Source organism: Paraburkholderia sp. Cy-641 (assembly GCF_011752945.1).
Lineage (GTDB): Bacteria > Pseudomonadota > Gammaproteobacteria > Burkholderiales > Burkholderiaceae > Paraburkholderia.
Map to the genome: position 1 here is coordinate 123,881 of NZ_VWWM01000007.1, position 12,924 is coordinate 136,804.

14 protein-coding genes are annotated in these 12,924 nt (G+C 65.8%); 2 read left to right on the top strand and 12 right to left on the bottom strand.

Translation table 11 applies throughout. The features are described from left to right. Positions 1 to 10: 10 nt before the first annotated feature. From F3J20_RS06060 to F3J20_RS06110, 11 genes are all read right to left on the bottom strand, one after another. Entirely contained in the window at positions 11 to 1,501 is a 1,491-nt protein-coding gene (locus F3J20_RS06060; protein WP_167282479.1) for an aldehyde dehydrogenase, read from the bottom strand. Between the two features lie 43 nt (positions 1,502 to 1,544). Continuing rightward, on the bottom strand, positions 1,545 to 2,375 hold the full coding sequence (locus F3J20_RS06065) for an aspartate dehydrogenase (RefSeq protein ID WP_167038827.1): 831 nt from the start codon (positions 2,373 to 2,375) through the stop codon (positions 1,545 to 1,547). Beyond that, on the bottom strand, positions 2,368 to 4,026 hold the full coding sequence (locus F3J20_RS06070; RefSeq protein ID WP_167038829.1) for a thiamine pyrophosphate-binding protein: 1,659 nt from the start codon (positions 4,024 to 4,026) through the stop codon (positions 2,368 to 2,370). The genes F3J20_RS06065 and F3J20_RS06070 overlap by 8 nt, the downstream gene beginning before the upstream one ends. Further along, positions 4,019 to 4,828, bottom strand: coding sequence for an SDR family oxidoreductase (locus F3J20_RS06075; RefSeq protein WP_167038831.1), 810 nt, complete (start codon positions 4,826 to 4,828; stop codon positions 4,019 to 4,021). Before F3J20_RS06075 ends, F3J20_RS06070 begins: the two co-directional genes overlap by 8 nt. Next, positions 4,828 to 5,703 carry an IclR family transcriptional regulator gene (locus tag F3J20_RS06080; protein ID WP_167038833.1) on the bottom strand — a complete coding sequence of 292 codons (876 nt, stop codon included), beginning with the start codon at positions 5,701 to 5,703 and terminating at the stop codon, positions 4,828 to 4,830. The genes F3J20_RS06075 and F3J20_RS06080 overlap by 1 nt, the downstream gene beginning before the upstream one ends. Before the next feature lie 23 nt (positions 5,704 to 5,726). Next, positions 5,727 to 6,605: an alpha/beta fold hydrolase gene (locus F3J20_RS06085; protein WP_167282481.1), complete on the bottom strand. Its 879-nt coding sequence runs from the start codon at positions 6,603 to 6,605 to the stop codon at positions 5,727 to 5,729. An 83-nt stretch (positions 6,606 to 6,688) separates the two neighbouring features. Beyond that, positions 6,689 to 7,237: a cupin domain-containing protein gene (locus F3J20_RS06090; protein WP_167038837.1), complete on the bottom strand. Its 549-nt coding sequence runs from the start codon at positions 7,235 to 7,237 to the stop codon at positions 6,689 to 6,691. A 26-nt stretch (positions 7,238 to 7,263) separates the two neighbouring features. Further along, positions 7,264 to 8,031, bottom strand: a complete 768-nt coding sequence (locus tag F3J20_RS06095; protein ID WP_167282484.1) for an SDR family oxidoreductase — start codon at positions 8,029 to 8,031, stop codon at positions 7,264 to 7,266. Further along, positions 8,024 to 9,115: an aromatic ring-hydroxylating dioxygenase subunit alpha gene (locus F3J20_RS06100; RefSeq protein ID WP_167038842.1), complete on the bottom strand. Its 1,092-nt coding sequence runs from the start codon at positions 9,113 to 9,115 to the stop codon at positions 8,024 to 8,026. The genes F3J20_RS06095 and F3J20_RS06100 overlap by 8 nt, the downstream gene beginning before the upstream one ends. Before the next feature lie 48 nt (positions 9,116 to 9,163). After that, complete coding sequence (locus F3J20_RS06105; protein WP_167038843.1) at positions 9,164 to 9,475, bottom strand: recombinase-like helix-turn-helix domain-containing protein; 312 nt, start codon at positions 9,473 to 9,475, stop codon at positions 9,164 to 9,166. A 1-nt stretch (position 9,476) separates the two neighbouring features. Then, on the bottom strand, positions 9,477 to 9,791 hold the full coding sequence (locus tag F3J20_RS06110) for a non-heme iron oxygenase ferredoxin subunit (RefSeq protein WP_167038845.1): 315 nt from the start codon (positions 9,789 to 9,791) through the stop codon (positions 9,477 to 9,479). Positions 9,792 to 10,236: 445 nt separating this feature from the next. On the opposite strand from F3J20_RS06110, the gene F3J20_RS06115 reads away from it, so the two are divergent. Continuing rightward, positions 10,237 to 11,310 (top strand): porin, encoded by a 1,074-nt coding sequence (locus F3J20_RS06115; protein WP_167282486.1) that lies wholly within the window; start codon positions 10,237 to 10,239, stop codon positions 11,308 to 11,310. A 107-nt stretch (positions 11,311 to 11,417) separates the two neighbouring features. Here the strand turns inward: F3J20_RS06115 and F3J20_RS06120 are convergent, their stop codons facing one another. Further along, the gene (locus F3J20_RS06120; RefSeq protein ID WP_167282488.1) at positions 11,418 to 12,389 is read right to left on the bottom strand and encodes an IclR family transcriptional regulator; all 972 of its coding nucleotides are present in this window, start codon (positions 12,387 to 12,389) and stop codon (positions 11,418 to 11,420) included. A 222-nt stretch (positions 12,390 to 12,611) separates the two neighbouring features. Here F3J20_RS06120 and F3J20_RS06125 point away from each other — a divergent pair, with 222 nt between their 5' ends. Continuing rightward, positions 12,612 to 12,917, top strand: coding sequence for a hypothetical protein (locus F3J20_RS06125; protein WP_167038851.1), 306 nt, complete (start codon positions 12,612 to 12,614; stop codon positions 12,915 to 12,917). Positions 12,918 to 12,924 lie beyond the last annotated feature (7 nt).

A 12,924-nucleotide genomic window follows, 5' to 3' on the forward strand; every position in this document is an offset into this window, starting at 1 on the left:
CCTTGCTGCCTTAGTTCGCCCACGCCAACGGCGCTTCGTTCAAGCCCCAGTAGAGGCTCTTCTGTTGCATGTATTCGCGAATGCCGAGACGGCCCTTTTCGCGTCCCATACCGCTCTCCTTCCAGCCGCTGAACGGCGTCGAGATCGAGAACAGCTTGTAGGTGTTGATCCAGATCGTGCCGGCTTCAAGCGCGCGCGCGGTGCGGTAGGCGCGCTTGTAGTCGCGCGTCCAGATGCCGGCGGCGAGGCCGAACACACTGTTGTTCGCTGCCTTGAGCAGCGCGGCTTCGTCGTCGAACGGCATCGCGACGAGCACCGGCCCGAAGATTTCCTCCTGGCAGATGCGCGCCTCGTTAGTGAGGCCGTCGAGAATCGTCGGTTGCAGATAGGTGCCCGCTTCGCGGCCGTCGCCGACCGGACGCTCGCCGCCGCACAGCAGACGGCCGCCTTCTTCGAGGCCGAGCGCGATATAACGCTCGACCGATTCGCGATGCGCCTGCGTAATCAGCGGACCCATCTGCGTGTTGTCGCGCGACGGATCGCCGACGCGCAGCTTGCGCGCGCCTTCGACGAGACGCTGCATGAATGTGTCGTAGATCGAGCGCTGCACGAACAGACGCGAGCCCGCGATGCACGCCTCGCCCGACGAGCTGAAGATGCCGTACAGCACGCCGTTGACCGCGTGATCGAGATCGGCGTCGTCGAACACGATGGTCGGCGACTTGCCGCCGAGTTCGAGCGACACAGGCATCAGCTTGTCCGCCGCGATGCGCGCGATGCCGCGGCCCACTTCGGTGCCGCCCGTAAACGACACTTTCCTCACGAGCGGATGGCGCACGAGCACGTCGCCGATCACCGAGCCCTTGCCCGGCAGCACGCTGACTACACCCTTCGGCACGCCCGCTTCCTCGCAGATGCGCGCGAGCGCGAGCGAGACGAGCGGCGTGACTTCGGCGGGCTTCAGCACCACCGCGTTGCCGGCCGCGAGCGCCGGCGCGAGCTTCTGCGCGTCGGAGGCGATCGGCGAATTCCACGGCGTGATCGCCGCAACCACGCCGATCGGCTCGTAGAGGCTCATCGTCAGATAGTCGCCGCGCGACGGCGTGACTTCTTCGTCGAGCGTTTCGAGGCAGGCCGCGAAATAGCGGAACGTATTCGCCGCGCTCGCGACCAGCACGCGCGTCTCGCCGATCGGCTTGCCGTTGTCGCGGCGCTGCAGATTCGCGAGCGCTTCGTGGCGCGCCATGATGAGGTCGGCGATGCGGTACAGGATCAGCGCGCGCTGATGCGGCTTCAGACCCGACCAGTCCGGCTTGCGCCACGCGGCGTCGGCGGCTTCGACCGCCTCGCGCGCGTCGTCGGCGCTGGCCGTCGAGATTTCCATGTTGACCGACTGATCCGCCGGATACAGGCTTTTATACGGGTTGCCGCGCCCTTGCCGCCATTCGCCGCCGATAAAAATATCGCCGTTGGGCACGAGGCTGGTATCGAAGTGAGTCATGTCGGTCATTCCGGTTGCTTGCAGGCCGGGGGCCTGGTGGGTCTTAGATCACGCAACGCGCGGCGCGATTGCGCAGCGCGCGGATCGCGCTGTAAGCGGTCAACGCGGACGTCTTCGGGTTGTCCGGCAGCGGCTTGCCGCTCATTTCGAGCGACATCTCGCCGAACGCGCCGCGCGCGAGGATGCGATGCACGTTGCGCGTCACGTTCGGATCGGCGATCAGCTTGACCGTCGTGTTGTCGAGGCCGAGCCCGGCGAGCGCGATCGTCGCGGCAACGTTGGCGTTCTTCGGATAGAGCCGCGCCGCATCGCGCGCGGTGCCTTCGAAGATCACCTTCTCTTCGGCGAGCGTGCGCAGGTCGCAGACCTCTTCGGCCGGCGTGCCGAGCCAGCCGATCGGCGGCTTGCGGCCCGTGTACAGCACTTCGTCGAGACCGCCGAAACGCGCCGAGGCGATCGCATCGATACCGCCGATCGCGCCCGACAGCAGCGTGACCGTCGCGTCGCCCGCATCGGCCGCGGCGGCGAGCGCGTCGAGCAGCGCGACGTCGGAGAGCGCACCGATCGACGCAACCGCGCAATCGGTGCCCGACTTCAGCAGCGGCACGATGTGATCGACGAGCGCGCTGTGGCCCGCGCATTCGAGCGCGAACTGCGGCTTCGTGCTGAGCGCCGCCACCGACGACACCACGTCGACGCCCGCGCCCACCATGTCGCGCACCGACGTCAGCTGCTTCTCGGGAACGATCACATGCGAGACGCGCACGGCCGGATCGCCGGCGACCGAGCGGTACACCGCCTGGCCAATCGCGCCGAAGCCGATCATCGCGACATCAAGGGGCGCGTGATGCCCCGCGTAGCCGACCTCATGCATGTTGCGGCTCCTTTTCCTTGACCGGCGGGCCCGCGAACTGGGTCGCGAAGGTGCCGACCGACAGCATGTCCACCTCGACCAGCACCGGGCCGGTCTGCGCCATGCCTTCGCGGATGATCGCGGCGGCGTCGTCGAGCGACTTGATGCGGTAGTGCGGCAGCTTCAAGCTCGCGCAGAACTGTGCGAAATCCGGCTGATGCAGTTGCACGTAGCAGCGGCGGCCGCCGTATTGCGCGTCCTGGATGTTGCGGATCACGCCGTAGCACTGGTCGTTCATCAGCACGATCATCACGTTGGCGTTTTCCTGCACGGCCGTCGCGAGTTCGCCGACGTTGACCATCAAGCCGCCGTCGCCGCACAGCGCGACGGTCTTCGCCGCATTGCCCGCGAGCGCCGCGCCGATGCCCATCTGCATGCCCTGGCCGATGCCGCCGCCGAGCGCATGCACGCCCGCGCGCGGCGAGAAGATCTTCAAGAGGCGGTTGCCCCACGTGCTGTTCGAGATCGTGACGTCGCGCACCCAGTTGTAGTCGCGGCCCACGGCGTCCTGCAGCGCGTCGACGAGACGCTTGTACGGACCCAGACCCTTGGCGACGTCGGCAACCGCGCTTTCGCGCGCGGCAGCGAGGTCCTGCGCGAACTGCGGATCGACCTTCAGCCTGCCTTCGAGCAGCGTCGCGAGTTCCTCGAGCACCGCGGAGGCGTCGCCGTGAATGAACATCTCGTTGCGATAACCGCGGTTGTCGGCCAGCGCGTCGGCGTCGATGCGATACAGCGGCTGCGGCAGCGCGAGCTTGTACTTCAGCGTTTCATTGCCGCGCAGACGCGAGCCGACCACGACGAGCGCGTCACAGGTCTTGTAGAAGCTCTCGACCGCCGAGTGCACGTTGAACGCGCCGAGCGTGGCCGGATGATCTTCCGGCAGCACGCCACGGCCCTGCACGCTCGTCACGACGCCGAAGCCGAGTGCGACCAGACGCTCGACCGCCGCGCGCGCGTGGCGCGTGCCGCCGCCGAGCCACAGCAGCGGGCGCTTCGCCTTCGTCAGTTGCTCCGCGAGTTGCGCGACGCGGTCCTTGCAATGCGTGAGCGTCGTCACGTGCGGCGCGGCGAGATCGTTCGGCCACTCGATTTCGGCCGCCTGGATGTCGATCGGAATCTCGACGCTGACCGGGCCGCTCGGCGCCGTTTGCGCGACGCGCACGGCTTCGCGGATCGTCGGCAGCGCGGTTTCGACCGAACGCACGCGGAACGCGGCCTTCGAGATCGATTGCAGCATCGAGAGCTGGTCCGGCGCTTCGTGGATATACGCGAGGTCCTGGTCGAGGTATTCGGTTTCGATCTGGCCGGTCACGTGCAGCAGTGCGGTGCCCGCCGTCAGCGCTTCGACCATCGCGCCCGCTGCGTTGCCCGCCGCGGTGCCCGTGCTCGTGAACGCGACGCCGAGGCCGCCCGAGACGCGCGCAAGGCCGTCGGCCATGTTCACCGCGCCGGCTTCGCCGCGCGCGCCGACATAGCGGATCTTGCCGCGCGTGTTGATTGCGTCGAGGATCGGCATGTTGTGGATCGAGATCACGCCGAATGCGGTTTGGACGCCGCATTGCTCGAGAAAGGCGGCGATCAGTTCGCCAACGGTGGTTTTATTAGACATGTCGTGCAACGCCTCCAGAAACATCGATGTGACTGCCCGTCGTGTACGACGACAGCGTGGTAGCCAGATAAAAAAGCGCTTGAGCGGCCTCTTCGGGACGACCGAAACGGCCCAGTGGAATGTTTTTCTTGCGCGCCAGCTCGCCGGTCCAGTCTTCCCAGCTTTGACCCGGCTGCGCCTGGGTCTCGTAGCGGCGGCGCCACTGCCCCGACTCGACGATGCCGATCAGGATCGAGTTGACGCGGATGCGCTGCGGCGCGAGTTCGACCGCGAGCGACTTCGTGAGACTCAGCAGACCCGCGCGCGCCGACGAGGTCGCCACCATGTGCGGCTCGGGCTGCAGCGCGAGCAGCGAATTCACGTTGACGATGGCCGCGTTGCGGCCGGCGCCGGCGGTGTCGTCGAGCATCGGCAGAAACGCGCGCGTCGGGCGGATCACGCCGAAATACTTCAGGTCGAGCTCTTCGCGCCATGCGTCGTCGCTCGTGTCGGCGAAGGTCGAGACGCGCCCCTGGCCCGCGTTGTTCACGAGCATGTCGGTGCGGCCGAAGCGCTGCTGCACGGCCTGCGCGAATGCGCTCACTTCGTCGGCATCGAGCACGTTGCAGCGCTGCGCGAGCAGTTGCGCGCCGGGAAACTTCGCGACGAGCGCGGCTTGCGCTTTCGCGAGACGCTCGCTGTCGCGGCCGCAGATCGCGACCGACGCACCCGCTTGCAGAAACAGTTCGGCGGTCGCGAGACCGATGCCGGACGAACCGCCCGTCACCACCGCCACCTGTCCGGTCAAATCGATTTGGATCATCAGAGCCCCAGTGCCTTCATGTATTTGTTGCCTGCGTTCGGTCCGAGCTTCGGCCGGTAATTGAGCCGCTGCGACAGTTCTTCGGCCGCGCGGCGCACCTTGTCGACGAGCCCGCCGTCGAGCAGCGACACGTCGATCTCGCGGCGCGGGATCGTCGTCGTGATGACCGCGACGATGCGGTTCGTGTCGTTGCGCACCGGCGCGCTGACCACCGAAATGCCGCGCTCGAACGACGACTCGCTGATCGCGAAGCCGCGCCGCGCGTCGTCGCGAATCCGTTCGTAGAGTTCGTTGACCGTCGCCGGCGTCTGCGCGGTGAAGCGCTCCAGTTCCGGCTCGGGATAGAGCTTCTTCAGGTCGTCGAGCGTCAGGTCGCCCATCAGCACCTGGCCGTGCGTCGTCGCATAGGCGGGCAGGCGCGTGCCGACGTTGACCTTCACCGAGCTGAAAATCGGCGCATGGCTTTGCGCCTTGGCGACGAACACCACGTCGCGTCCGTCGCGAATCACGATATGGCTCGTGAGGCCGGTGTCGTCGCGCAGCCGCTCGATGATCGGCAGGCCGAGGTCGGTCAGCTCCAGCGAGCTCAGGTATTCGAAGCCGAGCCGCAGCACCGCGATGCCGAGGCGATAGTTGCGGTCCTTGTCGGCGCGTTCGAGAAAACCGAGCGATTCGAGCGTCTGCAGCAGACGGAACACCGTCGTGCGCGGAATGTTCAGGCGGCGCGACAGTTCCGGCGCGCCGAGCACCGGCTCGCGCGGCGAGAACTCCATCAGGATGTTCAGGCCTCGTTCGAGACCGGGCACCCGGTAGCCGGAATCGCTGCTGGTTTCGTTGCGCTCGGCGTCGGGCGCATCAGGCGTATCGGGCGTCATTGCATGGCTCCGCGTTGGCTCGGTTAGATGCCGCTTGCGCGGCTGAACGTATCGATGATCGCGGTGTACGCGGCGGGTTCTTCGATATAGCCCGCATGTCCCGCGCGCGGCACGATCTGCAGGCGGGTGCGCGCGGCGAGCGCGATCTTTTCGCAGGCTTCGGGCGCGGTAATCGTGTCTTCGGCGCCGACCGCGACGTCGACGCGGCCTTCGTAGCGCGCGAGGTCGCCGGCGAGATCGGCGTTGGCGAGCAGATGCGTGGCCTGCGCGTAACCGTGCGGGATCACGCGCGCCATGTTCCAGCGCACCCATGCGCGCGCCGCGTCGTTCGCGTGAGCGGACAGCATGTTGGCGCTGCGTTTTTCGGCGAGCCCTTGCGGGCCGAGTTCGTTGAGCATCGCGAGACGCTGAGCGCGTTTCGCGTCGCGCACTTCAGCGGACGCCGCGCCGTAGCCGCCCGCGGGCGACAGCAGCAGCAGACCGGCAAGACGCTGCGGATGCGCAAGCGCGAATGCGCCGGCGATAATCGCGCCGAGCGAATGCCCGACCAGCACGCAGCGTTCGATGCCGAGCGTGTCGAGCCATTCCTTCAATACGGCCGCGTAGTCCTGAGCGAGCGGCGAAGCCGCCGCGACCGGCGTGGATGCGCCATACCCCGGCGCATCCCAGGCCAGCACGCGGCGTGTCGCGCCGAGCGCGTCGAACTGCTGCACCCACGATGCCGCGCCCGAACCGATGCCATGCAGCAGCACGAGCGGCAGCGCATCGTTGCCGGCCTGGCCGGCTTCGCGATAGCTCACGACGCGTTGCGCGGCCAGGCTGCTGTGCTGCGCCGGATAGCGCGCGAGACGCGCTTCGAGCGCGGCATGCTGATCGGCATTGGCGGACGGGACTACGGACATGATTGCCTTCGCGGGTGAAGTGAAACGACGTGAACGGCTCGACGATGGCGCGGTACTTCAATTGCGCTTCAGTGGTGCTGCGGTTACGCCTTGTTTGCAGCCAGATCGCGCTTGATCTTCGCGAGTGGCGAATCCGGCGGATACGTCGGCGTGATCGGCTTCGGCGAACCGAGCATCACGCACATCAGCGCGTCTTCCTCGCCCACGTTGATCTCCGAGCGGTACACGCCGGGCGGCACCGAGATCAGGTCGCGCTCGCCGAGCACGGCTTCCCACGTTTCGCCGTCACGCTCGCAGACCACCTTCATCTTGCCGCGCAGCACGAAGAAAATTTCTTCGACATCCATATGAATATGGCTCGGACCGATGTTGCCGGCCGGGATCACCATCGTCGAGAACGTGAAGCCGCCTGCCGGCACGGTGTTCATGTCCTTCGCGACACCCGTGCCGCCCGTGCCGACGTAGCGCATCTGCGCACGGCGATACTTCGGGTCGTAGTCGGCCTGGAATTTCAGCGCGTCCCAGTCGTAGCGACGCGTTTCGAAGCGCGCGACGCGGCCGTCCAGCCACTGCTGGAAGTTCGCGTCCGCGGGTTGGTCCCAGGACTTGCGTTCGTTGTCAACGTCCGCCATCTGTTTCTCCTTTCGATTCGACAAGATCAATTCATCACGAAGCCGCCGTTGACCGGCAGCAATTGGCCGGTCACAAAGCGGGCGGCATCGGACAACAGGAACAACACCGGCCCGGTTACGTCGTCGGGCACTTGTGCGCGCGTGAGCGCGCGGCCTTGCAGGTAATACTGATGGCGCTCCGCCGGCACGTAGGCGGTCGCCTCGACTTCGGTCAGGCCCGGCGCGATCGCGTTGACGGTCACGCCGTGCGCGCCGAATTCGCGCGCAAGCGAGCGCGTCATCGAGATCACGGCGCCCTTGCTCGCGACGTACGCGAGCAGCTTCGGCGCGCCCCACATCGCCGTGTCCGAGGCGATGTTGACGACGGCGCCACGGCCCGAGTCGCGCAGATACGGCAGCGCGGCGGTGCTCATGAGCCAGGTGCCGCGCACGTTGACGTTCATCACGGCGTCCCACGTATCGACCGTCAGCTCGTCCGCGAACTTGCCGCCGGAATTGGTGATTGCCGCGTTGTTGATCAGCGCGTCGAGGCCGCCGAACTGCGCCGCGCCCTGCTCGGCGAACTGCTTGACGCTGGCCGGATCGGCAAGGTCGAGCGGCAGGTAGGTCGCCGCGTGGCCCTGTTCCTTCAGCGATGCCGCGAGCGCACGGCCCGCGTCGTGCAGCACGTCGCCGAACACGACCTGGGCACCGGCTTCCACGAGCGCGCGGACGAACGCCGCGCCGAGACCGCGCGCGCCGCCCGTGACGAGAACGCGCCGGCCCTTGAGCGCTGCGAGTGCTTCGTTATGCATGGCTGTGACCGGCTTCGGTGGTGGCCGGCGCGGCAGCGGCCGCTGCCGCGCGATAGGCGTCGAGGTCGGTGACGTGCTGTTGCGCGCGTTGGCGCAGCATGCGGCGCACGCGCGTCATGCCGACGTCGTGCTGATACAGGAACTCGTGATCGCGCGCGTTCGGCGCGAGGCTTTCGAGAACGTAGCGGTCCTGTTCGAGCACGTCCCAGTGCAGACCTTCGAGGCGGTTGCGATACAGGAAGCGCCATGCGTCGCGCTGCCAGCCCTGCACCTTGCGGGTACGCCAGAAGTAGACCTGGCAATTGTCGCCCTCGACCGGCACCGCGAAGCCGATGATGCCGAAGCTGCCGCCCGGGCCGAACTTCTTCTTGTAGGGAATCGCGAGGCGCATCCACAGGGCGCCGGTTTCGCCGAGTTCGACCCAGTCGAAGTTGACGTCGCGCTGGCCGATCTTTTCGAACATCAGACCGGTTTCGGTCTTGCGCACGCGCATGTCGGCCTGCTTGTCGCCTTCGGCCATCGAGTGCGAGGTCGCGTGCAGATAGGCGCCGTGCATCGGGTCCATCACGTTGTCGATCGCGTACTGGTAATTGCACTTCCAGTTCGACATGCACAGGAAGCTGGCGTATTCCTCGCCGACCAGTTCTTCCGGCAGCACGAGCGGCACGGGTTCCTTGTGCGCTTCGTCGCCGAACCACAGGAAGATCGCGCCGGCGTGTTCTTCGACCGGATACGACTTCACGCACTTCTGGCCTTCGAGCGGGCAGCTCGCGACCGCCGGCACGTTGACGACCGTGCCGCTACCGTCCACCTGGATGCCGTGATACCAGCATGCGACGCTGCCGCCGAGATTCCAGCCGAGCGACAGACGCGCGCCACGGTGCGGGCAGCGGTCTTCGAGCGCGTGGACTTTGCCTTCCTGATCGCGCCACAGCACGATCTGGTCGCCGAGACGGGTCACGCCGATCGGCGCGTTGCCGACCTGCCAGCTCGGGGCGACCGGATACCAGTAATTGCGGAGACCTTGGTCGAGGTACGACTTGATCGGATCAGCCGTGCCTTCGGTTGTAGTGGGGGACGTCATGAAGAGACTCCAGTACGGATGCGATGAAACGTGTTCGGGAGAGCGCGCCTAGTCGGCGAGCAGGCGGAATTCGGCGGCGAGGCGCTCGGCGTTCCACTGAGTGCCTTCGGCGGTGCGGAAACCGTCGCGGTTCAGGCCATCGGCGACTTCCTGCAATTCCGTCGCACCGGCTTCGAAAACACGTTCGAGCGCATCGCCGAAGTCGTTTTCGTACTGGGTCGGCTCGGCCTTGCGGTTCTGCCAGATCATGTTGCTGCTCTCGCCCGGCTTTTCGATCAGGCCTTTACCCGCGACGTTGTTCGGTTGCGGCGCCAGCCACGGCTTCAGGAAGGGATTGAAATTCACGGCTACCTCTCGCATGTCATTCCACCTTGATCTGGATTTCTTCACCTGCGAGACGTACGGCGTACATCTTCAGGTCACGGCCGCCCGGCTCTTTCAGACACTTGCCGGTCGGGATATGGAACACGGCTTCGTGCAGCGGACATTCGACGGTGTCGCCGTCGACAAAGCCTTGCGTCAGCAACGCGTACGCGTGCGGGCAGACGTTTTCCATCGCGTAGATTTCGTCGCCCACCTTGTAGATGCCGATTTCCGTGTCGTCGAGCTTGAACTCGAGCGGGGAGTCTTCGGACAGTTCGCCGGCATGTCCGGCGCAGCGCCATTGTTCAGTCATTTCTCGCCTTCTCCTGAGCCTCTGCGTTCCATATAAGGAACATCAGTTCGTATATGGTCAATTATAGGAGTCGTCCCGCGCGGAGAAAATAAAAAAATCGCTCCTTAGGGGAAAACACTGACTGTCGCATCGGCGATACATCGAGGCGCCGCATGCCGCGCGCAACCGCATACCACGCGGGCCTTTGATGGATATGGCCGGAGCGCAATCCGCAGAGGGACGCGCCGCCCCGCGTGCGGGTTTATACCGATCTCAAAATTTAATTTACTCGTTCGAGGCTTCACTATACTTTCCATAGGCGATACGTATGTCCATATATGGAACGTAAGACCCACGAGGTTCTGGCAAAGAAATCAGAACGGCATCGACAACCCCAAGTACAGGTCAGCGACGGCGCATCCGGCGAGAGTCCGCGCCGCGGGATCAGGGACCAGGAGAACCAACGGTGAAGCAAATCATTGCGGCCGGCTTGACGGCAGCTTGCATGACCCCTTGCGCATGGGCGCAGAGCAGTGTGACGCTATACGGCAGCCTCGACGCCGGCGTCGCCTACATCAGCAACGTGGGCGGCAGCTCGAAGTGGATGATGGAACAGGGCAACACGCAGCCCGATCGTTGGGGCCTGAAGGGTGTCGAAGACCTCGGTAACGGCCTGAAGGCGGTGTTCCAGCTCGAAAACGGCTTCTATACGAACACCGGCGCGATGGCGAAAGCGGGCACGCTGTTCAATCGCCAGGCTTTCGTGGGCCTCTCGTCGGACTCGATCGGCACGCTGACCTTCGGCCATCAGACGCCGTTCAGCTTCGACGTGCTCGGCACGTTCAGCACCGCCTATCTGGGCGCGAGCTGGTATGCGTTCCACCCGGGCAACATCGACGCGCTCGCCAACACCGCCATCGTGCCTTACGACAACTCGGTGAAATTCCGCTCGGCGACGTTCGGCGGCTTCACGGTCGGCGCGATGATGGGCCTCGGCAACCAGACCAACTTCGCGACCGGCCGCGAATACGGCTTCGCGGCAACGTATGCGAACGGCGGCTTCAAGGCAGGCGCGAGCTACTCGGACGAAAACAACCGCACGCCGTCGATCGTCACGACCGGCATCACGAGCTTCCAGGGTCAGCCGGCCGCGACCTATATGGCCGACAAGCTGCAGAACATGGGCGCGGGTCTGTCGTACCAGTTCGGCAAGGTACTCGTGCACGGCCTGTACACGCGCGTGAAGCTCGAAAGCGCCGGCCATTCGGACACCTACCAGAGCTACGACGGCGGCGCGAACTGGATGATCACGCCGTACAACACGATCGCCGGCGGCGCCGCGACCACGACGCTCGCCGGCCATCGCTGGACGCAATTCATGATCGGCGACATCTATGCGCTGTCGAAGTCGACGCAGGTCTACGTCAACGCGCTGTATCAGCGCGCGGGTTCGAATACCGATGCGGCGTTCTTCACCGCGGGCGTGTCGAGCGGCCGCAATCAGGCGATCGTCCTGAGCGGCATCCACCACTCGTTCTGATTACCTGCCCGACGATGTGAAACGGCGAGTCCGGCTGCGCAGGGCAGCGGGACTCGCCGGAGGATCTGAAGCAAGCGCTGAAATAAGCGCGTACGGTCGGCGTGCGGTCAATGAGCCGCGACGCGCCGGCGCCGCGCCTGCATCGCGGTCGGATCGTCCGGGCGCGGACGGTAGCTGAGACGCTCGGACAGATCGAGCGCCGCCTGGCACACGGCAATGACGAGCGGTTCGCGCTCGGCGACTTCACCGATGTCGGAGCGCGGAATCGTGATCGTCAGCGCGGCGGCAATCTTGCCGCTCTGATCGCGCACCGGCGCGCTCACCACGGAAATGCCCCGCTCGAACGACGCCTCGCTCACCGCATAGCCGAGCGCCGCGCTCTCGCGCACCCGCCCGTACAGTTCTTCGACCGTCGCGGGCGTGCGCTCGGTGAAGCGCTGAAGCTGCGGTTCCGGATAAAGCTGGCGCAATTCCTCGAAACTCAGATCGCCCATCAGCACCTGGCCATGCACGGTCGCATGCGCGGGCAGGCGCGTGCCGACGTGTACCTTCACCGAACTGAACATCGGCTCGTGCGTCTGCGCCTTCGCCACGAACACGACGTCGCGCTGATCGCGGATCAGCAGATGCGTGCTGAGGCCAGTCGTGTCGCGCAGGCGTTCGAGGATCGGCGTGCCGATGTCGGTCAGTTCGAGCGAACTGAGGTACTCGAAGCCGAGCCGCAGCACCGCGACGCTCAGGCGGAAATAGCGGTCGCCGTTGGCGCGCTCGAGAAAGCCAAGCGCTTCGAGCGTCTGCAGCAGGCGAAACGTGGTGGTGCGCGGAATGCCGATCCGCTTCGACAACTCGGGCGCGCCAAGCACCGGCTCGCGCGCGCTGAATTCGGCCAAGATGCGCAGGCCGCGTTCGAGGCCCGGCACCAGATAGGTCGAGCCGCCGGTGTTTTCGTCGTCGTCGGCGCCGGTTGCGTCGACGCTCTCCGTGAGCGGCTGCGCCGCTTCGCTGTGTGCAGTCGAAACCGCCGCCGCGCGCGACTTCAGCGATTTGCGTCCCACGCCTGTCTGGTCTTCTTTTGCCATCTTGGCTGCCATTTCTCTGCGATTCACTGTGTATAGATCGTCATCATAGCGCGAAGCATGCGGCGCCCGGCCATGCGGCCGGTTCGGCGTGCGCGGCGCGCGACGCGCACGCGTCGGGCGCATCGTGGCGCACCGATGCGGTGCTATTCTTTGTGCCGGTCCATTGCGCGGCATGCTGCACTGCCGCGCTCTCGCGCCGCCCATGCGTAGGGAGAGCATGCCATGTCCGATGCCGTGCAGATTCAGGTTGCCGACTCGCATCTTTATCCGGGCTGCGCGGTGCGCATCGCGCATCTGCCCGAACCCGCGGCCGCGACTGAGGCGGCCAGCCGCGCCGAGGCGATCGTCGAATTCGCGGACGGCTCGGGCGCGCATGCCACCTGCCACCGGCGCGCGCATGACGAACTCGAATTGACCGTCGACGGCTATGCGACACAAAAACGTCATCCCGTGGCCGCGCGCCACTGGCTACTATTTGCCGTCGACGCGACGCACAGCAGCTGGCGTGTGAAGCGTCGGCTGCCATAAGCGGTAA